Genomic DNA, 24,718 nt, shown 5'->3' with positions numbered 1-24,718 from the left:
TTAACCGCCCTGTGCGCCGCCGCTTCCGAGGCTCAGCCGTGGTTTGGGGGCGTCCGTGCGGCCCGTCTGGGGGCGGCGGCTGCCCGCGCGGTAGGGGGCCGGCCAGGTCGCGCCCGGGCCCGTGTAGTCCTGCTCGGCCGCCGCGTGCAGGGTCCAGTGGGGGTCGTAGAGGTGGGGGCGGGCGAGGGCGCAGAGGTCGGTGCGGCCCGCCAGGATCAGGGAGTTGACGTCGTCCCAGGAGGAGATCGCGCCGACCGCGATCACCGGGATGCCGGTGGTGTGGCGGATCCGGTCCGCGAACGGCGTCTGGTACGACCGTCCGAACTCCGGCCGCTCGTCCGCCACGACCTGGCCCGTCGACACGTCGATCGCGTCGGCGCCGTGCGTGGCGAAGGCCCGGGCGATCTCGACGGCGTCCTCGGCGGTCGTCCCGCCCTCGGCCCAGTCCGTGGCGGAGATGCGGACGGTCATGGGCCGCTCCCCGGGCCACACGTCGCGTACGGCGTCGAAGACCTCCAACGGGAAGCGGAGCCGTTTGTCCAGGGTGCCTCCATAGGCGTCGGTGCGCCGGTTGGTCAGCGGGGAGAGGAACCCGGACAGCAGGTAGCCGTGCGCGCAGTGCAGCTCGAGCAGGTCGAAGCCGGCCCGGGCGGCGCGGACGGCGGACGCCGTGAACTGCTCGCGCACATCGGTGAGCTGGGCGCGGGACAGCTCGCGCGGCGTCTGGCTGAACCCCTTGTACGGGAGCGCCGAGGGGGCCACGAGCGACCAGTTGCCCTCTTGAAGCGGCTCGTCCATGCCCTCCCACATCAGCTTCGTGGAGCCCTTGCGGCCGCTGTGGCCGAGCTGCACGCCGATCGCGGTGCCGGGGGCCCGGTCGTGCACGAAGTTCGTGATCCGCTTCCAGGCCTCGGCCTGCCGGCCGGTGTAGAGCCCGGCGCAGCCGGGCGTGATCCGGCCCTCCTCGCTGACGCACACCATCTCGGTCATCACCAGCCCGGCCCCGCCCAGCGCCCGCGCGCCCAGGTGGACGAGGTGGAAGTCGCCGGGGACGCCGTCGGCCGCCGAGTACATGTCCATGGGCGAGACGACGACCCGGTTGCGCAGGGTCAGTCCGCGCAGCCGGAACGGTGTGAACATCGGGGGCGTGCCGGGCGGGCAGCCGAACTCGCGCTCCACCGACTCCGTGAAGCGGGCGTCGCGCAGCCTGAGATTGTCGTGCGTGACGCGGCGGCTGCGGGTGAGCAGGTTGAAGGCGAACTGGCGGGGCGGCTGGTCCAGGTACAGGCCGAGGTTCTCGAACCACTCCAGACTGGCCCGTGCCGCACGCTGCGTGGAGGCGACGACGGGGCGCCGCTCGGCCTCGTAGGCGGCCAGCGCCTCGGGCAGTGTGTCCCGCTCCTCCAGGCAGGCGGCCAGGGCCAGCGCGTCCTCGACGGCGAGCTTGGTGCCGGAGCCGATGGAGAAGTGTGCGGTGTGGGCGGCGTCCCCGAGGAGGACGAGGTTGCCGTGCGACCAGCGGTCGTTGACGACCGTGCGGAACGTCGTCCAGGTGGAGTTGTTCGACTTCAGGGGGCGGCCTCGGAGTGCCTCCGCGAAGATCTTGGCGCAGCGCTCGATCGACTCCGCTTCGTCGAGCTCGTCGAAACCGGCCGTCTGCCAGACCTCTTCGCGCATCTCGACGATCACCGTCGACGCGTCGGGTGCGTAGGGGTAGCCGTGGAGCTGCATCACGCCGTGTTCGGTCTCGGCGATCTCGAAGCGGAAGGAGTCGAAGGGGAAGTCGGCGGCGAGCCAGATGTAGCGGCAGCGGTGGGCCGTCACCCGGGGGCGGAAGACGTCCGCGTGGGTCTCGCGGGTGGTGCTGTGTACGCCGTCCGCGGCGATGACCAGGTCGTGGGTCCGAGTGAGGTCGTCCGGGGCCTCGGTGTGGAAGCGGAGGGCGACGCCGAGGGCGCGGCAGCGGGCGTGGAGGATCTCCAGGAGGCGCTGGCGTCCCAGGGCCGCGAAGCCGTGTCCTGTGGAGGTGTGGCGGGTGTCGCGGTGGACGATGTCGATGTCGTCCCAGCGGGTGAAGTGCTGCTGGAGGGCCTCGTGGACCTCGGGGTCGGCGTGTTCTATGCCGCCGAGGGTTTCGTCGGAGAGGACCACGCCGAAGCCGAAGGTGCTGTCCGGGGGGTTGCGTTCCCAGACGGTGATGTCCCGTTCCGGGTCCAGGCGTTTGAGGAGGGCGGCGGCGTAGAGGCCGCCGGGGCCGCCGCCGATGACCGCCACGCGCAGGGGGTGGCCGGTGTTGTGGTGCGGCTGCGGGTGCGTCGTGGCTTGTCGCGCGGTTCCCCGCGCCGCCCCTGAGGGGATAGCGGTCACCGTCCGCTCCATTTGGGAGGGCGCTTCTCGGTGAACGCCGCGTGGAACTCCGCGTAGTCCTCCCCCGTCATCAGGAGGGCCTGGGTCGAGGCGTCCAGTTCGATCGAGGCCGCGAGGGGCATGTCCAGTTCCGACGTCAGCAACGCCTTTGTCTGGGCGTACGCCAGGGCCGGGCCCTGGGCCAGGCGGTGGGCCAGTCGCTGTGAGGTCTCGTCCGCCCGGCCCTCCTCCGTCAGCTCGCTGATCAGGCCGATGCGCTCGGCCTCCAGGGCCCGGACCGGGTCGCCCAGCATCAGCAGGCGGGTCGCGTGGCCCAGGCCGACGACCCGGGGCAGGAGGTAGGCCGCGCCCATGTCGCCGCCGGAGAGGCCGACGCGGGTGAAGAGGAAGGCGAAGCGGGCGGTGGGGTCGGCGACGCGGAAGTCCGCGGCCAGGGCGAGGACCGCTCCGGCGCCCGCCGCCACGCCGTGCAGCGACGCGATCACCGGGAACGGGCACTCCCTGACCGCGCGGACCACCTGGCCGGTCATCCGGTTGAAGTCGAGGAGCTGGGCGGTGTCCATGCTCAGGGTCGCGCCGATGATCTCGTCGACGTCGCCGCCGGAGCAGAAGCCGCGGCCCTCGCCGGCGAGCACCAAGGCCCGTACGGACCGCTCCCGGGACAGCTCCGCGAGCAGGTCGCGCAGGTCGGCGTAGGCGCCGAAGGTGAGTGCGTTGAGTTTCTCGGGGCGGGCCAGAGTGACGGTCGCGACGCCGTCGGCGACCTCGACGCGCAGATGCTCCCAGCCGGGGGTGCGGACGGCGGAGCCGGTGAAGGGACTCATGACGTGCGGCCTCCTCGGGCGGGCACTGCCTCACTGAGCTCTACCCCCCGAAGCTATCACTCATCCGTGACTGTCGTCATGAGTGCGCGATAGACCGTCCGGGTAGGACTTCGATGTGGGCCCGGCGTGACCTGGGCCGGTTACATCCGTCACAGATCGTCCACACCGGCGTAACGGCGGGAGCAGCTGTGCGCGGCACCGCGTTCACCTGGGTAAGCCGTCCGGCAAGGGGGCGAAGGCGCCTCCGGCGGTGCCCCTCGGACGTCTCCGGAGAGCGGCGCCGTACCATTCGTAAGGTTGAAAGCAGGATGTCCTGCTCCATGAACGGACCCGCCGTGTACGAACTCTCCTCAGCTCCCGCCTCCTGGCGCATCGCGCTGCCGCACACCGCAGCGGCGGTGCCCGTGGCCCGTGCCCTGGTCCGTACGGCGCTGGCCGAGCTGGAGCACGGGGCGGACTGCGACACCGCGGAGCTGCTCACGGCGGAGCTGGTGGCCAACGCCGTGGAGCACACCACGGGCGAGACGCCGATCGAGCTGGTCGTGCAGCTGATGCCGTCGGGCTGCCAGGTCGAGGTGCACGACACCGACCCGGCCCCGCCCGGCGACCTCACCTGCCCGGCCGGCGGACCACCCGACCCCTGGCAGGAGCACGGGCGCGGGCTGCTGCTGATCCGCACCCTGAGTTCCTCCTGCGGGCACCGGCCGACCGAGTCCGGCAAGGCGGTCTGGTTCAGACTGCCCGTGATGCCGGCTCAGCGGCGTCCGTCGGCGTAAGGACTGTTCGCGAGGGGTCAGGCAAGGGTTGCCACCATGACCGCCTTGATGGTGTGCATCCGGTTCTCCGCCTCGTCGAAGACGACCGAGTGGGCCGACTCGAAAACCTCGTCGGAGACCTCCAGGTACTCCAGGCCGTGCGCCGCGTGGATCTCCTGGCCGACCTTGGTGCCGAGGTCATGGAAGGCGGGCAGGCAGTGCAGGAACTTCACGTCCGGGTTCCCGGTGGCCCGCAGGACGTCCATGGTCACGGCGTACGGGGCGAGGGCGGCGATGCGCTCGGCCCAGACCTCCTTCGGCTCGCCCATGGAGACCCAGACGTCCGTGGCGACGAAGTCGGCGCCGCGGACCCCCTCGTCCACCGTCTCGGTGAGCGTGACGCGGGCGCCGCTGGTCGCGGCGAGCGCGCGGGCCCGGTCGACGACCTCCTGGGCCGGCCAGTACTCCTTCGGTGCGACGAGCCGGACGTCCATGCCGAGCAGGGCGCCGGTGACCAGGTAGGAGTTGCCCATGTTGAAGCGGGCGTCGCCCAGGTAGGCGAAGGCGGTCTCCGTCAGCGGCTTGGCGCAGTGCTCGGTCATGGTCAGCACGTCGGCGAGCATTTGGGTCGGGTGCCAGTCGTCGGTGAGCCCGTTGTAGACGGGGACACCGGCGTGCGCCGCCAGCTCCTCCACCTTCTGCTGGCTGTCGCCCCGGTACTCGATCGCGTCGTACATCCGGCCCAGCACCCGCGCCGTGTCCTTGACCGACTCCTTGTGCCCGATCTGGGACCCGGAGGGGTCGAGGTAGGTGGTCGAGGCGCCCTGGTCGGCGGCCGCGACCTCGAACGCGCAGCGGGTGCGGGTGGAGGTCTTCTCGAAGATCAGCGCGATGTTCCGGCCCCGGAGGTACTGGGTCTCGGCCCCGGCCTTCTTGGCGGCCTTCAGTTCCGCGGCCAGCTCGACCAGAGCGCGGAACTCGTCCTCGGTGAAGTCCAGCTCCTTGACGAGGTGGCGGCCGGCGAGGGCGGTCGGGACAGTCGCCATGGGGGCGCTCCAGGGATACGGGGACACAGACTCCTGGAATACTATACGAAAGACAGCATGTCTATACGGGGCCTCCTGGACCGCCCGATTCCCCGGGCTCCTAGACGGGATCCCGTTCGACCGGGCAGCTCATGCACCGCGGCCCGCCCCTTCCCCGTCCCAGCTCGCTGCCCGGGATCTCTATCACCTCGATGCCTTGTTTGCGCAGGTGGGTGTTGGTGGTGGCGTTCCGCTCGTAGGCGACCACGACCCCGGGTTCGACGGCGAGGACGTTGCAGCCGTCGTCCCACTGCTCGCGTTCGGCCGCGTGCACGTCCTGGGTCGCGGTCAGCACCCGGATCTCGTTGAGGCCGAGCGCGGCGGCGATGGCGCGGTGCATGTGCTCCGGCGGATGGTCGGTGACCTTCAGCTCCTTGTCGCCGACGCCCGGTTCGATGGTGTACGAGCGGAGCATGCCGAGACCCGCGTACTGGGTGAAGGTGTCGCCGTCGACCATCGTCATCACCGTGTCTAGGTGCATGAAGGCACGCCGCTTGGGCATGTCGAGGGCCACGATCGTCTCGGCGGACCCGGCGGCGAACAGCTTGTGCGCGAGCATCTCCACCGCCTGCGGAGTGGTGCGCTCGCTCATGCCGATGAGCACCGCCCCGTTGCCGATGACCAGCACGTCCCCGCCCTCGATGGTGGACGGGTAGTCGGCCTGCCCCTTCGACCACTCGTGGAAGGTCTCGTCGCGGAACAGCGGGTGATGCCGGTAGATCGCCTCGAAGTGCACGGTCTCGCGCTGCCGCGCGGGCCAGCGCATGGCGTTGATGGACACGCCGTCGTAGATCCAGGCGGAGGTGTCGCGGGTGAAGAGGTGGTTGGGCAGCGGGCCCAGCAGGAAGTCGTCCAGTTCCATGACGTGGAAGCGCACGGAGGTCGGCTCCGGGTGCACGTCGAGGAACTCGCGTTTCGTCATGCCGCCGACCAGGACCTCGGCCAGCTCTCGCGCGGGCAGGTTCTCGAAGGCGGCTCTGAGCGGGTCGGTGGCCAGCGGGCCGTACTCCTTCTCGTCGAAGACCCGCTCCAGGACGAGGGATCTGGCCGCCGGGACCTCGAGCGTCTCGGCCAGCAGGTCGCCGAAGAGGTGGACGGCGACACCGCGGTCGCGCAGCACATCGGCGAACCCGTCGTGTTCGGCGCGGGCCCTGCGCACCCACAGCACGTCGTCGAAGAGCAGCGAGGTCTTGTTGCTGGGGGTGAGCCTTTTGAGCTCGAGATCGGGCCGGTGCAGGATGACGCGGCGCAGCCGCCCGGCCTCGGAGTGGACGTGGTATGCCATGCCTCCATCCTCACCATCGGAGGGCGCGTTGACGCGCTCCTCGCCCGTTTCCGTGACCGCCAGTTCTCGTCACGGCGACGACAAACGCGACGGGGCCGGCTCACACCCGGGGCGACGGCTCCAGCAGCTCTTCCGGCCGGGCGAGCATCCGGCGGGCGGCCCGGCCCGGTTCGAGGATCGTCCGGGCGACGATCCAGCCCGCGAGGGCATGCGGCTCGGCCGGGGCGTCGGCCAGGACGTCGGCGTACCGGACGAGCGCGGCGGCCGCGTCCCCGGCGGCGAGGTGCTCGTCGGCGGTGCGCGGGGCGGCGGGGCGGGTGGCGAGGCCGTGGGTGCGCAGGTCCGGCCAAGAGGTGCGGTCGGGGCGGAAGCGGAGGTCCGACGGCGCGGCGACCGGGGCGGGCACCACGTTGCGCAGCCGCCACTCGGTGCGGTGCAGGGCGGCGGCGGTGCGGGCGCGGCTCAGCGCGGCCGGGGGGACCTCCTCCCGCAGCCAGCCGTCCAGGGTGCCGGCGAGCCCCGACACGAGGGCGCGGCCCTGCACGGTCAGACGGCCGCTGGTCAGCAGGGTGCGCACGGCCAGACGGCTCTGCAACCGGCGCAGGGCGAAGAAGTAGCCGGCGCGCTCGACCGCCTCGGCCTCCCGCGCACCGGCCAGCCGGTCCCGCCAGAAACCCGCGACGCCGGTGAAGGCGTACGCGCCGTGCAGCAGGCCGGTGAGGTGGCGGGGGTCGGTGCGCCAGGGCGCGTAGTAGCGCTCGGCCCGGTCGTCCTCCAGCAGTGGGAACAGGTGCAGGAGGGCGGCCAGCTTGCTGTGCTGGAGCTCGTGCACCAGGGTCTCGGCGAGGGCGAGCGCGGAGGCCGGGCGGACGATGAGCATGCCGCCGAAGGAGTCGCCACTGGAGGCCGAGACCTGGACGAAGGGCAGCGGGGGCGGGCTGACGCCGGTGCGCCCGAAGGGCACGATCGCCCGGATCATGGCGGGGTCGACCCGCCCCGGGCCCGGCCTGCCCGGGCGGGCGAGGATCCGCGCGGCCTCGCCGAACAACCGCTGCCACTCCTGTGCCTCGTCCTCGTCGAGCCGGGTGGGGGGCAGGTGGTCGTCGAGATCGCGGTAGGGGTCGAGGTCTTCGAGGACGACCGTGACGGCGGCCTCGCCGCCGGGTCCGGTGTGGGTCAGGGTGCGCAGCGGGAGCCAGGTGTCCCCGTCGGCGCCGGCGCGCTGCCGCAGCGGACGGCAGATCACCCGCACCGAGCCGTTCGTGCGGCCCGGCCCCTCGACCGTCAGCTCCCCGCCGGCCGTCGCGGCCCGGCCGACCGCCAGGCCCTCTCTCGGGTAGGGGAGTTGGACCATCCCGAGTCCGGGCAGCGGCAGCCGCCCGTCGGTGAGCGCAACATCGAAGACCGTCTCCGTGCCCGCGTGCAAGGACGCCGAGAGGGCGAGCGCGCTCAGGTGGCCCGCCTCCGCCCAGAGCGGCGGCCCGGTGGCCGTGCCGTGGACCCGGCGCAGCATGTGGGAGATCCAGCCGCCGGTCGGCGGGGCCAGCAGCAGGCGTTCGACCGGCTCAGGCGACTTCTCGGCCGCCTCCTTGAACACCCGCCAGGCTTCGGCGACCGGGGTGAGGGGGGTGGGCAGGGCGTCGAGATGGCCGAGGAGGGTGCGCAGGAGCAGCAACCGCCGCGCCCGTTCCGCCCGTTCGAGGAAGGCGACGGCCGCCGCGGAGCCACCTCCGGCGGCCAGCTCCGCGAAGAGCCGGTCCGGCATGCGGAAGGGGGCGAGGTGCTGCTCGCTGGTCATCGTCGCGGACCTCCGGTCGGTTGGCGGACATGCGGGGACCCCGGTGCGCGTACGGGTGTCGCACCGGGGCTCTGCCGTCGGGACGGTCGGCGGCTAGTCGGCTCGGGCGCCCGAGCCTCCTCCTTCACCGCTCCTCATGCTGCTGCGGGCGCGCAGCACCTCGGTCAGCAGGCGTGTGGTGGGGGGCAGGGTGGGGAGACCGTCCACGGCGCTCAGGGGCAGCGCCGCGAGGTCCGCCAGATCGGATTCCCAGACGTCGGTCCCCGCCGTGGCGACGGCCGGTTCAGGTGCGGCGGCTCCGGCGTGGTGCAGAACGGGCGGCTGGTCCAAGATGCTCCCCCTTCTCGCACGGTGGCACGCGATGCCCCGTGTCTTTCCATCATGGCCATTACCCCCCGGGGCGAAAACCGTACGATCACGCCACTGATCATCGCCGATCACGCCGAGGCGCCGACGAGGGCGCCAACGCGTCCAGTGCGGCGGCGAGTTCGTGCTTCAGTTCCGGATCGTCGTCGACGGACACCACGGCGTCGAACAGGTCGCGCAGCGCCTCCGGGTTCCGCCGGGCGAGCCCGCCGAGGATGTTGACGACGTCGGTGCGCGCCCTGCTGTTGCGGCGCAGTACGGCTGTGACACGGGGGTTCAGTGCGGCGACGACGGTCTGCCGTTCGTCGGGGTCGTGCATCAGGGGGTAGGCGAGCAGGGCCTCCACCGCCCGCTGCAACGCCGCGAGAGGCCGCGGCGCGGAGGGCGGTCCGGCCGGGGGCAGGGTCTCGGTGCGGTCGGCGCCCTGGAGCCGGATCTCGGGGTGCTGAAGAGTACGGCCCTCGTCCCTGAGGGCCGCGATGCGCGCCCGAACGGCCGGAAACAGTTCCTCCGGATCGGGTGGCGCGGGCAGAACGGCCGCCCGGTCGGCCAGCAGACCGAGCAGGACGTCGGAGAACAGGCCCGTGGCACGGACGGGATCGTTGGCCGCCGCCCTGCCCCGGCCGGCGGCGCGCAGCACGGTCTGCCGATGCGCGTGCCCGGGCCGGCCCACGGGCAGGGCGTCGGCGGGCAGCGCCTCCTGAAAGGCGAGGTCCTCCTCGAACGTCTCGCAGGCGTCCACGATCCACATCTGCTCGCGCAGACCGGGCACGGCGTCGCCCGCGTACCGGGCGAGCGCGGAGTCCAGGTCGATGGCCACCTTGTCGTCGACGCCCGCGTCCGCGCAGAACAGCCGGAGCCTCCCGGACCTGTCCAGTACGCCGTGGCCGCCCCACCACACCCACAGCACGTCGCCCTGGGCCCGGGACAGTTCACGGACGAGGACCCGGCGCAGGGTCGCCCGGTCCGCACTCCGGTACGGGACGGGCGAGTCGTACGGCGCCGACGGGGCCAGGTGCAGCCGCAGTTGTTCCTCCGGCACCCCGGCGTCCCGCAGCAGGCGCCAGAACCGTACGGCGTCCCGGGCGGGGCCGGGCAGCCGCCAGGCGTCCCCGGCCTCGTACGCCTCGATCCCCACGACGAGGGCGTGCACCCGGGTGGGGTCGACGGACGGCGTCGGCCCGCTCACGGCAGGTGGTCCACGATGTGGCGGTACACGGCGGGGTTCGTCCAGTAGGCGCTGTGCGCGGCGGGGAACGGCTGGCCGCTGTCGACGGCGACATCGGTGACGCGGCCGGGAAAGAGTCCCGCACCGAGGTAGCCGAGCAGATCGCGCGGGTCGTACAGGTTCAGCCAGGCGGGGACGTACGGCGGCAGGGGCGTGGGGTGTTCGAGGGACGGCAGGGAGCCCGACTCGTAGAGGAAGGGCCCCTGGGAGCCCGCCGTCACCAGGAGCCGGACCTGGGGCAGCGGGGCGGAGACCAGCGTGTCGAGGGCGATGATGCCGCCGAGGCTGTGGCCGACCACGGCGACGGGCGGCTCCAGGCCGGCGAGGAGGGTGCGCAGGCCGTCCCGGAAGGCCGCGCCCCGGCTCAGGTAGCGCAGGATGTCGCCGGCGGCGGGGTGGGCGGCCTCGGTGAGGGCCCGCCGGCGGCGTTCGACGGCGCGCGCTGCCACCGCTCCGGCCGTCCGCAGCAGGGCGGAGCGCAGCCCGCGCTCCGTACCCGGGGGTGGTGCGCCGAGGGCCTCGGCGATCCGGCCGGTGACGGCGTCACGGGTCTCGCCGACCGGAACGAGCGGGGAGCCGGCGTCGAGGGCGTCGGCTATGAGGCGTGCGGTGAGACAGCGGGCGGCGAGAGCGGCGAGGTCCGCCGGGTCGAGGGCGTCGGCGGCGGGTCCGAGCAGGGGGTGGGCGGCCAGGTCGGTGGCGGCCCGGGCCAGTCCGGGGCCCAGTCCGGCCGCGGGTGCGTCCCCTCGGGCGGCGAGTGCGGTGAGCAGCGCCCGTATGCGCTGCTGTGGCGGTACGGAGCCGGGCGGGCGTTCGACGGCCGGGCCGGATCCGGCGGCGGCCAGGGCCAGTTCGGCGTACGGGTCGGCATAGAGGGCGGCCCATGCCGCGGCCGTCCCGTCGCCCGGGGCCGGCCCCGCGGGGCCTTCGCCGAGACCGCGTGTGGTGCCGGACCGGGGCGGCAGGCTCGCCCCACCGGCCGCGAGCGTGGCACCGTGTGCCGCTCCCCAGGCGTAGGGCACGACGCGCAGGCCGTCACGCTGTGCGGCGAGTCCGGCCGTCACCCGTGCGACCAGCGCGGAGAGGCCCGGCTCGCGGACCCCGGTCCCGTGGACGAAGACGACCGCCGTCATGCGCCCCCCGTGACACGACTGCTTTGGTGATACCAACTTAGCAGTAGCGCTTGGGGAGTTGACGGCCGTCACATGGGCATGGGAGCGATGTCGCACTCGATGCGGCGGCGCTGGCGGGCGGCCTGGAGCCAGGGGTGGTCGGTGCGCAGCACTGCGGCGAAGCCCTCCACCGCCTTGCGCTGAAGCACGTCCGCCTCCTCACCGCGCCCGAGGCCCCGCAGATCGAGGGCGAGGTTGGAGGTGCAGGAGAGGGTGAGCGGGTGGTCCTCGCCCGCCACCTCGGTCAGCAGCGGCAGGTTGGCGGAGTCGATCGCGTGCGCCCGCTCGAAGTCGAGCCGGGCATAGGCGGTGTTGGCCTGGCCGATGCCGACGGTGAGGGTGATGACGTGCTGCGCTCCGACCGTGTCGCTCAGCCGCCGCACCACGTCGTCCTCCAGCTCCTGCGCGGTGTCCAGGGCGCCCAGGGCCCGCTCGGTGGCGGCCAGGTTCGCCCTGGTCACCAGGGTGTGGGCGTGGTTCTCGCCGATGCGCCGCACCAGCCGGGCCACGGTGGACTGCGCGAGCCGGTACGAGCCGTCCAGGTCCCCGGCCAGCCGCCGGTCGACAAGGACGTTGGTCGCCGTGGTCAGTGAGTCGAGATGCTCGTCGCCGTAGCGGGACTTGAAGTTGCGCAGGGTCTCCTCGGCGAGCTTGGCGCCTTCTGCGAGGTCTCCGTCCCGGCGGCGGCAGACTCCGAGGTCACGGGCGATGCGCAAGGTCAGGGGGTGCTTCTCGCCGAGGGCGCTGAGCGCCCGGCGGTAGACGTCCTCCTGCCATTCGCGCGCCTTGGGGTACCGGCCCGCCTCGCGCATGTCGATGCCGACGCAGTGCAGGGTGTTGAGCGTGAAGAAGCTCATCTCACCGAACAGCGTGTCACGCTGGCGGGCTGTCTCCTGGTCGAGCGGCAGTGCTTCCCTGAACTCCCCGCACAGTCTCAGGTCGACGCCCCAGCTGTGGCTGCCCCGCAGGGTGGCCGGGTCGTCGGGACCGAAGAGCGACCGGGCCAGTTCGGTGGCCTCCTTGCCCAGGTCCCGCGCCTCCTGGAAGCGGCCCTGGTACCGGCGGGCGTCGGACATCTCGCACAGGGAGTCGATGAGTTCCTCGGGCTCGACCTGCACCCGGCGGGAGACCTCCAGCGCCTTCTCGGTGAGCGGGATCGACTCGGCGATCTGGCCCACCTGGCGCAGCAGGAAGGCGAAGCCCTTGGTCATCCGGATGACATAGATGTCGTCCTCGCCCGAGGCGGCGAGCCACGCGCTCCACGCCTGCCGGCCGAAGGCCGCTGCGTTCTCGTGGTCGCCCCAGTAGTAGAGGAACCACATGGTGTCGTAGACCAGGTCACGCACATAGGGGTCGGTGCTGGTCACGGCCTGGGAGGCGAGGACGTGGGGCAGCAGCGCCTGGTAGTCGCGCCACTCCTGGGAGGAGCCGAAGGGGCCGCGGTTGGCGGCGGACAGCAGCTGGTGGGCGGCGTCCCGCATCCTCTCGCGTTCCTCCTCGCTCAGCTTGGCGAGGAGCACGGTCTGGAGGAGCCGGTGCATCTGCAGGGTGCCCGCACGCGGGTCGACCTTGATCAGGGAGAACTGGCTGAGGTCGCGGATGGCCCGGTTCAGTTTGATCGGCTCGCGCAGCATCGGGTCGACCTGCGGCGTGATGTTGACGCCCCGGCTGCTGCGCAGGATCGAGCGCGGAATCGGCTCGGGGGCCATGCTGGCGCAGATGTCGAGCAGCTGCCGGGCGCCCGGATTGTTCTCCCTGATGCGCTCCAGGGAGATGTCCCAGGCGGCGGCGACGGAGACCGGGTAGTCGGGGCTCTGCTCGATCTCGAGGATCTCCGGGCTGCGCTGGGCGAGCAGTTCGAGGTACTCGTCGACCTCCATGCCCGTGACACCGAGCCAGGCGCCCGCCTGCTCCACGGCGAGCGGCAGGTCGCCGAGCGCTTCGGCGAGCCGGTCGGCGTCCTCCCGGGGCAGGTCCTTGGCGCGCTTCTGGAGCAGTTCGATGGACTCGTCGCGCTCGAAGACGTTCACCGGCAGCGAGGTGGCCACCCGTTCCCAGCCCCGGTTCCGGGAGGTGACGATGACCTTGCCCGGCCCGTTGTGCGGGAAGTAGCCGCGCACCGCCTCGATGTCCTCGGCGTTGTCGAAGACCAGCAGCCAGTTGTCGTACGGCGTCCCGGTGCGCAGCGCCTCCAGCACGGCGGGCACGGCGGTGTTGGCCGCGGCGGCGCCCAGGCTGTCCTGGCCGGCCGGGGCGACGCCCAGCTGGGAGGCGAGGGAGGACAGCGCGGCCAGGATGAGGCTCTCGCGCTCGGCGGGGATCCAGCAGATGATCCGGTACTCGCGCGGGTGGGTGTAGATGTACTCCAGCGCCAGCTGGGACTTGCCGACACCACCGAGGCCGTGCAGGGCGTTGGGTAGCACGGCCGCGGTGTCCTGGGCGGCGAGCTGCTCCTCCACGGCCCTCAGCAGCGCCTGACGGCCGACGAACGAGGTGTTACGCATGGGGACGTTCACCAGTAGGGCCGGCGTTGCGGTCGTGGTGCTCTGCATGAGCGGCTCTGCCTCCGGGGTCTCTTGTCGGTGCGCGCCGGCCGTCGAAGACGGCACGGATTCTCCCGTCAGATCGGACATTTCCGAATTCGGGTTAGTGTCCGCTGGGCTGGATGGAGTCGTGTCGCCCGGGTTATTCACCTGTGGGGGTGGATGTGCGGACGCGGTGCTCTCCCCCTGTACGGCCGCGGCGGGCGCGTGCCTGGACAGGTTCGGTTCGATGCGTTTGGCCCGCTCGGAGTAGGGGCCCGACAGGGCTCGCATCACGGCCAGTTCGCTGCGCGCCCAGCCGGGTTCGGCCGGGTCGGGCAGCCTGGTGCGCAGCGGGTCGTGCAGGGCGGCGCGCAGGGCGACGCCCCGCTCGCCCGCGGCGGGCAGCTCGCCCACCACGCTGACCGTGCGTGCGAGTTGGCTGCGGGTGGTGGTCGCGAGCAGCGCTTCGCGGACACCCTCGGCGAACTCGGGGCGCCCCTGCTCTCCGCCCTCCCAATCGATCAGCCCGCCCATGAGGATCTCGGCGAGGTGGTCGGGGCCGGTCTCCGGCATGACCCGCCTGCGCAGCTGCTCGACAAGGTCGAAGTCGAAGGGGATGGCGGCCAGTTGGGTCGCGAGCCGACGGGCGGAGGGGGTGGCGAGACTGAAGAAGCGCCGTACGGCGGCGGTGGCGGCACGGGGGAGGCGCGGAGCGCGCAGACCGGGGGCGGGGGCGCCCTTGCTCAGGGCCCCCGCCAGCACCACGGGCAGCGACCGCCGTACGCCGCGCCCGCCGGTGACCAGATCGGACCAGGCGGCGAGGGAGGCGGGCTTCAGGGAGAGCACCGGGACGGCGACGGAGCCGTCGCCCGCCTCGGGCAGCGGCCGCATCGGGTCGGGGCCGCCGGGCGGCGCCCAGTGCCCGAGGCCGTCGTTGGGCGCTCCGAAGCCTCCGGCCTCCAGGACGGCCGGGTAGGGGTAGAGCGAGGACCGGTGGCGCAAGTGCGGCGGCAGCAGGTGGACGAGAGCGGTGGGGCCGGCGTGGGCGAGGCGGCCGAGGAGTTCGTCGGCGGCGGTGGCGGCCCAGCCGTGGGCGAGTCCGTCGGTGACGACGAGGAAGATCCGGCTGCCCCGGCCGTCGAGCAGTTCGGCCGGGTCGGCGACGGCCCGGCCCGTGGGCCAGCGCAGGGTGGCGGTGCCGGTGCGCGGCACGGTCGCCCGGATCGTGCGCACGCTCCGGAAGGCGCCGCTGTGCTCGGCGGCGCGGGCGAGGCGTGCGGCGCTCTGCTCCCAGATCCGCATCGTGGGCGCGTCGTCGAGCAGCAGCACCAGGTCGAAGGCGGAGACCCGGGCGGGCCGCAGGAACGGCATCCACAGCCCGTCGGCGAGGCCCTGTTCGGCGGTGGTCTCCTCGTCCAGCTCCAGGCTGCTGCGGGACGGGATGCGGCGGGCCAGGTGGTGCAGGGCTCGCGCGAGCAGGGCCGTGACGCGGCCGGGGCCGGACGGGTCGGGTTCGGCCCGGGGCAGCAGCGGCGGCCCGAGGTGCAGAGTGAAGCGGCCTTCGGGGTGGGGTGAGAAGCGGCCGGCGGCCCGGGAGACAGCCCGGTCGGCGAGGGGGATCGAGGCGGGGGTGCGGCCGGCCGGCGGGGGCTCGGGGAAAGCGTCCTCGGCGTCGGCCGCGGGCGGGCCGGGGAGTGCGTCGTCGTCGGCGGCGGGCCGGGACAGTCGTTCGGTCTCGGCGTCCTGCGGGCCCGCGGTGTCCGCTTCCGGGACCGGGGCCTCCTGGGCCGCGCCGCCGGGACGGCCGTACCGGCTCCAGTGCGCGGCGAGCCATACCGCGTCGGCGAACTCCTGCCAGCGCGGTACGAAGTGGTCGGGAGCGGCCGGGCCCCGGTCCCCGCGCTCGCCCGCGGGCGGCTCGGGGTACACCGAAGGAGGCGGCGACGATCCCGATGCGGGATCCCCGTCGCCGGGTCCGGATGCGCGCTCCCGGGTCATCAGCGGCCCTTCGCGAGGTCGCGGAGCAGCAGTTCGACGAGCTTACGCCCGTCACCGTCAGCCTGAAAACCACCCGCAGTAGTCATCTGGACAGCGTTGAGCAACTGGTCGAGGGAGTGGACTCCGCCCGCCTGGACCCGCTGAACGAACAGGTCGACGAGGTCTTCGGTGCCTTGCGGCCGGAGCCCGAGATGGCCCTCCACCATGGCCAGTAGTTGCTCCCGGGTGGGGGTGTGCATCTCCATCGGCAGGCAGCGACGACGGAAGGCGGCGGGGAATTCCCGCTCCCCGTTGCTGGTGATCACCACGACCGGGAACTCCCGGCACTCGACCCGTCCGTTGCGCACCACCGCCCGGCTCCCCGGGTCGCTGGTGTGCACGCTCGCCGCGTCGGCGGCGTCGCGCACCAGCTCCGGAACCTCATAACTTCCATTCTCCAGAACGTGCAACAGGTCGTTCGGCAGGTCGATGTCGCTCTTGTCGAGTTCGTCGACGAGCAGCACCCGGGGCCGGTCGTAGGGCAGCAGGGCGGTACCGAGGGGCCCCAGTGTAATGAACTCGCCTATAACCGGCGCAAGTTGACGATCCTTTGACGTGGCCGAGGAGTTGACGCTCTGTTCGTCGTCTTCGAACACCGGCTCCGCCCGCGCCGTGTCCCGCAGTCCGGCCTGCCAGGCGGCGATGGCCTGGGCACGGCCCATGGCGTCGTGGACGTACAAGCCGTCCCGCAGGCTGGTCCGGCTCACCACGTTCCATTCGAGTACCCGGCCGAGCCCCAGCTCACGCGAGATCAGGTAGGCGAGCGTCGACTTGCCGACGCCCGGAGGGCCGGTGATCAGCAGCGGGCGGCGCAGCAGCAGGGCGGCGTTGACCGTCTCTATCTGCTCCTCGTCGAGCTGCGGGGTGAGGCCGCCGGGGCCCAGCCGGCGCAGTGCCGCCTCGGCGTCGTCCGGGGGCGGGGCCTGGACCGGACCGCCACGGAACCTCCGCCAGGGCGGCGGGTCGGGCAGCACGGGCGGGGTGCCCTGCGGGCGTCCGGTGGCGTGGAAGACCCGCCAGTCGTCCGCGGCCGTCCGTTCCTGTGCGCTCATGCCGAAGCCTCCTAGCTCAGCTGGCGAGATCGCCGGGGTCGGTGGCCTGGAGGTCGACGACACGTGTGGGGTCGTCCCACAGGAATCCGACGTTCCGGGCCAGATACTGGACCGCGTCCTCCGCGCCGCTCTCGGCGTTCAGACGCATGCGGTGAATGACGGAAGGAAGCTGGACGGGCAGCGTGACGGCGGCGAAGACCGCGGTCACCACCTCGCGCCTCTCCTCTTTGAACACACCTCTGCGGTCCCAGACGGCCAGCCCGACCCCCTCCGCGATCGCCGCTTTGAGTGCCTCCAGAGCCGGTGCCCCGGTCGGCGCGTCCAACAGCACTGCCGTCCTTCTGGATTCCCCGGCGAGCGCGATCTGCCACGCGCGCAGCCGCCGGGCGTCCGCTTCCCGCCAGGCGTGCACCGTGATCCCGTGCTGCTTCAGCGCCGCCCAACGCCGCAGCCACTGCTGCCGGACCACGGCGTTGTCCGTACGCATGCGTTCCAGGCTGCGTAGATGCACCCCGTACCGCAGGCTGAGCGGAGTGGGCTCACCGTCGCCTATGGCGAACGTCAACCCCGCCACATCGTGGTTCATCAGATCGTACGGAAGGATGAACTCTATGTACGCGGGCGGCTCCTGGCGTCCGCCCGCATCCGGTTCGCGCGGCACCAGCCAGAGTTGGGTGCCGTGCCGGAGCGCCTCGTCCACCGCGCGGCCGAGGTCGTCCAGGGGGATCGTGTCCGGCTCGCCGGGGCGCGGGTCCCAGCGCCCCGGGGTCGCGTTGGTCCAGGTCCGCACGACCACGTCCGTGCTGCCGTCCCGGGCCGGTTCGACGGCCACGACGAGGGTGCGGGGGATGTCGGGCGACCACACCACCGCCGCGCGTCTGTCCCGGCGTCTGCCCAACTGCGCGGTCAGGCCCGCGCGTCCGGTCCAGTCATCGACCCAGCCGGTCAGCGCGAGGCGGTGCTCGACGGTCCCGGCAAGAGCGGCCGCGTGGTCGAGGAGCAGGACCACGGGCGGCAGGCCGTCCTCCTGCACGTTCCATTCCAGGAGATGTGCGAACAGCTGCTCGGGGGTGAGTCCGTCGGGGAGGTCCAGGCCGGCGAGCTCCTCGGCCAGGCCGTCCCGTAATCGTGCGGCGGGCAGGTCGCCGCGGGAGAGCGCGACGCGTGCGCTCTTCTCGTCGTCCTTGGACAGCGGTCCGGCCAGGGTGGGGGCAGGGGCGATCAGCCGGTCGAGTTCGTCTCCGGCCGGGGCTCCCTCGAGGATGCGGACCACCCCGACCAGTACGTGTTCCCCGCCCGCCACGCTCAGCGCGGCGGTCACCAGACTCACCACGTCCTCGCGGAGTTTGACGCCGCGGATGTCCACCTGCCGGCGGAGCTGGCCGCCCAGGAGGCCGGCGAACTGCACCCGGCTCGGCGCGTCCTCGACGCAGCCCAGCTCGCAGAGGACGTCGGTGAGCTGTAACAGCAGCTCGAAACCCGGCTGCTGCCCGGATGTGCCGCCGAACTCGCCGGGCGCCGTACCTGTCCGCACCGACTTTCCCCCTGAGTCGGTTCACCTGTCTGGGCCGACCAGCGAAGTTAGCACGGCAACCAGCGGTTAACCAGGGACGAATGGGACCGGAAGGGCGACGTCCGGCCAGGAGCGTCCCAGGCGGGACAAGCCTGGCCGGAATCGTGTGGGCCCCCGGCTCACAGCCTCGGGTCGACCGGCTCCGACTCCAGCGCCAGCACTCCGAACACCGCCTCGTGGACCCGCCACAGCGGCTCGCCCTCGGCCAGCCGGTCCAGGGCCTCCAGGCCCAGGGCGTACTCGCGGATCGCCAGGGACCGCTTGTGGTTGAGGAAGCGCGAGCGCAGGCGGGCGAGGTTCTCCGGGCGCGTGTACTCCGGGCCGTAGATGATCCGCAGGTACTCGCGGCCCCGGCACTTGATGCCGGGCTGGACCAGGCGGCCCTCGCCGTCGCGGACCACCGCGCCGACCGGCTTGACGACCATGCCCTCGCCGCCGCGGCCGGTCATCTCCAGCCACCAGTCGACGCCGGAGCGGACCGACTCCGCGTCGGCGGTGTCGACGTAGAGCCGCCGGGTGGTCTGCAGCAGGCCACTGCCGTCGTGCTCGACGAGCCGGTCGAGCAGGGCGAGCTGCTCGTCGTGCGGCAGGCCGGCCAGGCTGCGCCCCTGGACCGCGAGGATCTGGAACGGTGCCAGCCGGACGCCGTCCAAACCGTCGGTGGTCCAGCAGTAGCGGCGGTACGCCCGCGTGAACGCGGCCGCGTCCGCGGCGCGTTCGCCGGTGCGCGACAGCAGGTCCGCCACGTCCACACCGCGCGCCGCCGCGCCCTGCAGGGCGCCCAGGGCCTGTGGGAGCACCGCTCCGGACGCGGCGCCCACGGCGGCGTACTGCGAGCGCAGCAGCCCGGACGCCTTCAGCGACCAGGGCATCAGCTCGGCGTCCAGCAGCAGCCAGTCCGTCTCCAGCTCCTCCCAGAGGCCGGCCTCGCCGATCGCCGTGCGCACCCGGTCGAGGATCTCCTCGGTGAGGGCGTCGTCGTCGAGGAAGGGGCGGCCGGTGCGGGTGTAGAGCGAACCGCCGGGTCCTCCCCCACTCTCGGCTGCGCTCGAGCGGGAGGTGCCCCCGACGCCGAAGCGCTTGCGGGCCGCCTCGGCGTCGCGGCACACCAGGGCCACCGCCCGCGAGCCCATGTGCTTCTCCTCGCACACGACCCGCGCGACACCGTCCGCCGCGTACTGCGCGAAGGCCTCGGCCGGGTGCTCCAGGTAGCCGTCGATGTGACTCGTGGCCGTCGGGGCCATCGTCGGCGGCAGGTACGGCAGCAGCCTGGGGTCCACCGCGAAGCGGCTCATGACCTCCAGGGCGGCCGCCGCGTTCTCCTCGCGGATCGAGACGCGGCCCTGGTGCCGGGTCTCCACCACCCTGCGGCCCTGTACGTCGGCCAGGTCCAGCGGACGGCCGTCGTGCCCGCCGGGCGCCTCACTGCGCAGCGGCTTCGCCGGCTCGTACCAGACCCGCTCGGCGGGTACGTCGGCCAGCTCGCGCTCCGGCCAGCGCAGCGCGGTGAGCTTGCCGCCGAAGACCGCGCCGGTGTCCAGGCAGATGGTGTTGTTGAGCCAGGTCGCCTCCGGCACCGGGGTGTGGCCGTAGACGACCGCGGCCCGGCCCCGGTAGTCCTCCGCCCACGGGTAGCGCACGGGCAGGCCGAACTCGTCGGTCTCCCCGGTCGTGTCGCCGTACAGGGCGTGGCTGCGGACCCGGCCGGAGGTGCGGCCGTGGTACTTCTCGGGCAGGCCGGCGTGGCAGACGACGAGCCGGCCGCCGTCGAGGACGTAGTGGCTGACGAGGCCGTCGAGGAACTGCCGTACCTCGGCGACGAACTCCTCGCTCTCGCCCGCCATCTGCTCGATGGTCTCGGCGAGGCCGTGGGTGTGCTGGACCTTGCGGCCGCGCAGGTGACGGCCGTACTTGTTCTCGTGGTTGCCGGGCACGCACAGCGCGTTGCCGGACTTCACCATCGCCATCACACGGCGCAGCACGCCCGGGCTGTCCGGGCCGCGGTCGACCAGGTCGCCCACGAAGACGGCCGTACGGCCCTCCGGGTGGACCCCGTCGACGTAGCCGAGCTTGGCCAGCAGCGCCTCCAGTTCGGCGGCGCAGCCGTGGATGTCGCCGATGATGTCGAACGGGCCGGTGAGGTGGGTCAGGTCGTTGAAGCGCTTCTCGGTGACGATCGTGGTGTGCTCGACCTCGTCGACGCCGCGCAGGATGTGCACCTTGCGGAAGCCCTCGCGCTCCAGGTGCCTGAGGGAGCGGCGCAGTTCGCGGGTGTGGCGGTGGATGACCCGGCGGGGCATGTCGGCGCGGTCGGTGCGGGAGGCGTTGCGCTCGGCGCACACCTCCTCGGGCACGTCGAGCACGATCGCGATCGGCAGCACGTCGTACTGTTTGGCCAGGTCGATGAGCTGACGGCGGGCCTCGGGCTGCACGCTGGTCGCGTCCACGACCGTGCGGCGGCCGGCCGCGAGGCGCTTGCCCGCGATGTAGTGCAGGACGTCGAAGGCGTCCTTGGTGGCGCTCTGGTCGTTCTCGTCGTCCGAGACGAGACCGCGGCAGAAGTCGGACGAGATGATCTCGGTGGGCTTGAAGTGCCTACGGGCGAAGGTGGACTTGCCGGAGCCGGTGGCTCCGACCAGCACCACCAGGGACAGGTCGGTGACGGGCAGCACGCGCCCCTGCTGTACGTCGGTCATGCCGCCTTCGCCTCCTTCGGGGTGGTCATCGTGAACACGGCCATCTGGGTGGGCGGCCCCACCTCGGGGTCGTCCGGGCCGACGGGTACGAACTCGACGCCGTAGCCGTGCCGTTCGGCCACCGACTCGGCCCAGGCGCGGAACTGCGCGCGGGTCCACTCGAAGCGGTGGTCGCCGTGCCGGACGTGACCGGCCGGGAGGGATTCCCAGCGCACGTTGTACTCGACGTTCGGGGTGGTCACGAGGACCGTGCGCGGACGCGCGGAGCCGAACACCGCGTACTCCAGGGCGGGCAGCCGGGGCAGGTCGAGGTGCTCGATGACCTCGCTGAGCACGGCGGCGTCGTAGCCCTTGAGCCGGACGTCGGTGTAGGCGAGGGAGCCCTGGAAGAGCTCGACGCGGGACGCCTGCCGCTCGCCCATGCGGTCCAGCTTGAGGCGCCGGGAGGCGATGGTGAGCGCCCGCATCGACACGTCCACCCCCACGATCTCGGTGAACGCCGGGTCCTTGAGCAGCGTCTGCACCAACTGGCCCTGCCCGCAGCCCAGATCGAGAACCCGGGCGGCCTTGGACTGCCGGAGCGCCGTGACGATCGCCTCGCGGCGCCGCACGGCCAGCGGGGTCGGCTTCTCCTCGGCCTCGGTCTCCGCCCCGACCGCGTTGTCGATCTCCTCGACCTCGCTGTCGTCGGTCTCCGCGAGCCGCACCAGCTCCAGGCGCTCGGTGGCCTGCCGGGTCAGCGACCAGCGGCGCGAGAGGTAGCGGCTGGTGATCAGCCGCTGCTCCGGGTGGCCCGGCAGCCAGCCTTCTCCGGCGCGCAGCAGCTTGTCGACCTCGTCGGGGGCGACCCAGTAGTGCTTGGCGTCGTCGAGGACGGGGAGCAGGACGTAGAGGTGGCGCAGCGCCTCGGCGAGGGTGAGCGTGTCCGCTTCCAGGACGAGGCTCACGTACCGCGAGTCGCCCCACTCGGGGAACTCACTGTCCAGCGCCACGGGCTCGGCGGTGACGGCCCAGCCGAGCGGCTCGAAGAGCCCCCGTACGAGGTCGGGGCCGCCTCGGGCGGGCAGCGCGGGCACCTCCACGCGCAGCGGCCTGGCCTGGCCTGGCAGTTGTGGCCGGGCGTTGCAGACGCCCTTCATCGCGCTGGAGAAGACGCCGCTCAGCGCCACGGCGAGCAGGGAGGAGGCCGCATAGGGGCGGTCGTTGACGTACTGCGCGAGTGCCGCGTCCGGGGCACCGCCGCGGCCCTTGCCCTTGCCGCGCCTGACCAGTGCCACCGCGTCGACCTCCAGCAGCAGCGCCGCCGTGCAGCGCTGGGCTTCCGCCTCGGGGTAGAGGACGTGAGCCGTGCCGTAGGAGGTGGAGAACGCCTGTGCCTTGTCGGGATGCTTGTGCAGCAGGTAGCCGAGGTCGGTGGCGGGGCGTTCCGGGGTGCCGGTGGTGGTGATCGTCAGGAACATGCGGAGGGCCTCTCCGGCTGGGTGGACGTTTTCGGTGCCGTACGTGCGAGAGCCCCCAGGAAGGGTGATCCTGGGGGCTCGGCAGGACGACGCCCACAGCTTCGCACACCTGTGCCCACCAGCGCCTTCGTTTATGGAGGGCGGCTCGGCGGGCCCTTACGACAGCTGCGACCGCACCTGCGCGGAGATCAGTTCCAGGTGGTCGAGGTCGTCGAGGTCGAGGACCTGGAGGTAGATGCGGCGGGAGCCGATCTCGGCGTAGCGGCCGATCTTGTCGACGACCTCGGCCGGGGAGCCGGCCAGGCCGTTGAGCTTCAGCTCGTCGACCTCGCGGCCGATCGCGGCGGCCCGGCGGGCGACCTCCGCCTCGTCCCGGCCGACGCAGACGACGAGGGCGTTGGAGTACGTCAGCTCGTCGCCGCGGCGGCCCGCCTCCTCGGCGGCCGCGCGCACCCGGCCGAACTGGCGCTCGCTGTCCTCGACGGAGGCGAACGGCATGTTGAACTCGTCGGCGTACTTCGCGGCCAGCCGTGGGGTGCGGGACGGGCCGTGGCCGCCGACGAGCACGGGGATCTTGCGCTGCGCCGGCTTGGGCAGGGCGGGAGAGTCCGCGAGGTCGTAGTAGGTGCCGTGGAAGTCGAAGGTCTTGCCGGCCTCCGTCGCCCACAGGCCGGTGACGATCTCCAGCTGCTCCTCGAGGCGGGCGAACTTCTCCTTGGGGAAGGGGATGCCGTAGGCCTTGTGCTCTTCCTCGAACCAGCCCGCGCCGAGGCCGAGTTCGACCCGGCCGCCGGACATCTGGTCGACCTGGGCGACCTGGATGGCGAGCACGCCGGGCAGCCGGAAGGTGCCGGCGGTCATCAGGGTGCCGAGCCGGATGCGCTTGGTCTCGCGGGCGAGTCCGGCCAGGGTGATCCAGGCGTCGGTGGGGCCGGGCAGGCCGTCCACGTTGCCCATGCGGAGGTAGTGGTCGGAACGGAAGAAGGCGTCGAAGCCGAGGTCCTCGGTGGCCTTGGCGACGGTGAGCAGAGTGTCGTAGGTGGCCCCCTGCTGGGGCTCGGTGAAGATGCGAAGATCCATGCTTCCATCCTGCACGCCGGGGTGTGCGATCACGAGGTCGCCTCCCCAGGGCCGGCCGGTCCCCGGTCGGGTGAAATTACGTCCATACCGCGGGGCCCGGGTGACCGGGCCAGTGACCGGCCCCGACGGTGATCGTTGGCTCGGGCGGAGCCGGAGCCCCCGGCTTCCGCACCGGGGGGTGGACCACCGGGGCGTCACCCGCGTCGGCCTCCCCGGGGGCCGGGGGCCGAGGAGGCCGTCATGTCCGAAGAGACCGTGCCGCAGCAGGGCGGTGCCGGGCAGCCGAAAGGGCTGTTGCAGCAGATGGAGGAGCTGATGGCGGCGCTGAACGCGGATCTCTCCGATCTGCAGTCGGAGGCGGGTTTTCCGCCCATGGAATCCAAGGCGGATCAGCCCAGACCGCAGTAGCCGCAGACGGGTACGGCAGGCGCCGGAACGGCCGGTGGATCTGCCGGGGAATCGCCGGCGCCCTCCCTGGCCCGCCGGCGATTCACGGACGACCGGCTCAACGGCGGCGCCGGAGACCGCCCGGGCAGCCGGCCGCGGGCACCCAGCCGCCCGATTCCTTCAGGACGGCCCGGTCGATGGCCCGGCCCGGGGGCGCGTTCCGCAGCCGGGCCCGCCGCCGGGGCCCGTTCGAACGACTGGAGGCGTCTGTACTCGCCTGTACTCCGCAGCGAGCTGCTCAGCCTCGCCCGGCCGGGCCGACGCCGGGTCGCAGGGCTGGGCTACGCGCGATCCGTCGAGGCGGGGCTCCGACCAGAGGCGCCCCGGCGCGGGAAGAGCCCGGCCCCGTGCCCTCTCCCTTACCCCGCCTCCCTCTGCGGCATCGTCTGTTCCCGGTCCGCGAGTCTGCGGAGCATTTCCAGGACGCGGTCGCGGGACTCGTCCGCAGCGTCGATGGCCTCCATGCACTGCCAGTACGTGCCCTCGTCGTCGGCGGCGCTGGCCAGGGCGACGAGGGCGATGCCGACCTCGCCGAGGAGGCCACCGAGGTACATCAGGGTGTGGCGGGCGTCACCCAACTCGGTGAGCTGGCCCGCCCGCAGCTCACCGGGGGCCAGTTCCGGCGGGTCGAGGACACCGCAGCCCCGGCCCGCCAGCTCCGTCAACCCCAGCGCCTCGCCCCGCAGTTCGGGAGGTCCGGCGACCGCGAGGCGGCTGCCTATGGCTTGCGCGAGGGCCTGCGCCTGCCACACCTCGGCCAGGGTCTCCCGCGCGTCGCCGCCCGCCGCCAGGGACCGCCTGCTCGTCACGATGAGCCGCACCGCGTCCATGCGCTGCCCCCGTCTTGTCCGACGCGCTGTGCGCGTCCGTCTGCCCGCACTCCCTTGTTCACTACCCAGAGTGAAGGGGTGTGAGACGAAAAGCCAGAGGAAGGCGGAAATCTTCGGACAACAATTCGGATTCGGGCC

17 protein-coding genes are annotated in these 24,718 nt (G+C 72.6%); 2 read left to right on the top strand and 15 right to left on the bottom strand.

What is annotated here, in order from left to right; genetic code table 11:
* Nucleotides 1-2,379 carry a bifunctional salicylyl-CoA 5-hydroxylase/oxidoreductase gene (locus tag CEB94_RS30760; protein WP_175435265.1) on the bottom strand — a complete coding sequence of 793 codons (2,379 nt, stop codon included), beginning with the start codon at nt 2,377-2,379 and terminating at the stop codon, nt 1-3.
* On the bottom strand, nt 2,364-3,191 hold the full coding sequence (locus tag CEB94_RS30755) for an enoyl-CoA hydratase family protein (RefSeq protein WP_175435264.1): 828 nt from the start codon (nt 3,189-3,191) through the stop codon (nt 2,364-2,366). Before CEB94_RS30755 ends, CEB94_RS30760 begins: the two co-directional genes overlap by 16 nt.
* 308 nt (nt 3,192-3,499) lie before the next feature.
* Here CEB94_RS30755 and CEB94_RS30750 point away from each other — a divergent pair, with 308 nt between their 5' ends.
* Nucleotides 3,500-3,967 (top strand): ATP-binding protein, encoded by a 468-nt coding sequence (locus CEB94_RS30750; RefSeq protein WP_175435263.1) that lies wholly within the window; start codon nt 3,500-3,502, stop codon nt 3,965-3,967.
* Between the two features lie 17 nt (nt 3,968-3,984).
* Here the strand turns inward: CEB94_RS30750 and argF are convergent, their stop codons facing one another.
* The 12 genes from argF to CEB94_RS30690 all read right to left on the bottom strand — a co-directional run bounded on the left by argF (nt 3,985) and on the right by CEB94_RS30690 (nt 23,303).
* Complete coding sequence (gene argF, locus CEB94_RS30745) at nt 3,985-4,992, bottom strand: ornithine carbamoyltransferase (protein ID WP_175435262.1); 1,008 nt, start codon at nt 4,990-4,992, stop codon at nt 3,985-3,987.
* A gap of 100 nt (nt 4,993-5,092) precedes the next feature.
* On the bottom strand, nt 5,093-6,316 hold the full coding sequence (locus CEB94_RS30740; RefSeq protein ID WP_031134625.1) for an arginine deiminase: 1,224 nt from the start codon (nt 6,314-6,316) through the stop codon (nt 5,093-5,095).
* A 100-nt stretch (nt 6,317-6,416) separates the two neighbouring features.
* Nucleotides 6,417-8,114: an HEXXH motif domain-containing protein gene (locus CEB94_RS30735; protein WP_175435261.1), complete on the bottom strand. Its 1,698-nt coding sequence runs from the start codon at nt 8,112-8,114 to the stop codon at nt 6,417-6,419.
* A gap of 93 nt (nt 8,115-8,207) precedes the next feature.
* Nucleotides 8,208-8,444 carry a hypothetical protein gene (locus CEB94_RS30730; RefSeq protein ID WP_175435260.1) on the bottom strand — a complete coding sequence of 79 codons (237 nt, stop codon included), beginning with the start codon at nt 8,442-8,444 and terminating at the stop codon, nt 8,208-8,210.
* Nucleotides 8,445-8,541: 97 nt separating this feature from the next.
* Nucleotides 8,542-9,669 carry an effector-associated domain 2-containing protein gene (locus tag CEB94_RS30725; protein ID WP_175435259.1) on the bottom strand — a complete coding sequence of 376 codons (1,128 nt, stop codon included), beginning with the start codon at nt 9,667-9,669 and terminating at the stop codon, nt 8,542-8,544.
* On the bottom strand, nt 9,666-10,841 hold the full coding sequence (locus tag CEB94_RS30720) for a hypothetical protein (RefSeq protein WP_175435258.1): 1,176 nt from the start codon (nt 10,839-10,841) through the stop codon (nt 9,666-9,668). Before CEB94_RS30720 ends, CEB94_RS30725 begins: the two co-directional genes overlap by 4 nt.
* A gap of 68 nt (nt 10,842-10,909) precedes the next feature.
* Nucleotides 10,910-15,403 carry an FxSxx-COOH system tetratricopeptide repeat protein gene (gene fxsT, locus CEB94_RS30715; RefSeq protein ID WP_175435257.1) on the bottom strand — a complete coding sequence of 1,498 codons (4,494 nt, stop codon included), beginning with the start codon at nt 15,401-15,403 and terminating at the stop codon, nt 10,910-10,912.
* The gene (locus tag CEB94_RS30710) at nt 15,403-16,494 is read right to left on the bottom strand and encodes an AAA family ATPase (protein WP_175435256.1); all 1,092 of its coding nucleotides are present in this window, start codon (nt 16,492-16,494) and stop codon (nt 15,403-15,405) included. Before CEB94_RS30710 ends, fxsT begins: the two co-directional genes overlap by 1 nt.
* Nucleotides 16,495-16,510: 16 nt before the next feature.
* A complete protein-coding gene (locus CEB94_RS30705) occupies nt 16,511-18,028 on the bottom strand; it encodes a VMAP-C domain-containing protein (protein WP_175435255.1) in 1,518 nt (505 codons plus the stop codon).
* Between the two features lie 158 nt (nt 18,029-18,186).
* Complete coding sequence (locus CEB94_RS30700; RefSeq protein ID WP_175435254.1) at nt 18,187-20,763, bottom strand: polynucleotide kinase-phosphatase; 2,577 nt, start codon at nt 20,761-20,763, stop codon at nt 18,187-18,189.
* A complete protein-coding gene (locus CEB94_RS30695; RefSeq protein ID WP_175435253.1) occupies nt 20,760-22,223 on the bottom strand; it encodes a 3' terminal RNA ribose 2'-O-methyltransferase Hen1 in 1,464 nt (487 codons plus the stop codon). The genes CEB94_RS30700 and CEB94_RS30695 overlap by 4 nt, the downstream gene beginning before the upstream one ends.
* 156 nt (nt 22,224-22,379) lie before the next feature.
* Nucleotides 22,380-23,303, bottom strand: a complete 924-nt coding sequence (locus CEB94_RS30690; RefSeq protein WP_175435252.1) for an LLM class F420-dependent oxidoreductase — start codon at nt 23,301-23,303, stop codon at nt 22,380-22,382.
* Between the two features lie 240 nt (nt 23,304-23,543).
* On the opposite strand from CEB94_RS30690, the gene CEB94_RS30685 reads away from it, so the two are divergent.
* Entirely contained in the window at nt 23,544-23,711 is a 168-nt protein-coding gene (locus CEB94_RS30685) for a hypothetical protein (protein WP_175435251.1), read from the top strand.
* A 398-nt stretch (nt 23,712-24,109) separates the two neighbouring features.
* Here CEB94_RS30685 and CEB94_RS30680 read toward each other — a convergent pair whose 3' ends face one another.
* Complete coding sequence (locus CEB94_RS30680) at nt 24,110-24,580, bottom strand: DUF6099 family protein (protein ID WP_175435250.1); 471 nt, start codon at nt 24,578-24,580, stop codon at nt 24,110-24,112.
* Nucleotides 24,581-24,718: the final 138 nt, after the last annotated feature.

Source organism: Streptomyces hawaiiensis (genome assembly GCF_004803895.1).
GTDB classification, from domain to species: Bacteria; Actinomycetota; Actinomycetes; order Streptomycetales; family Streptomycetaceae; genus Streptomyces; species Streptomyces hawaiiensis.
The sequence above is the reverse complement of the archived record's forward strand: the minus strand, read 5'-3'. Positions and strand labels throughout refer to the sequence as shown.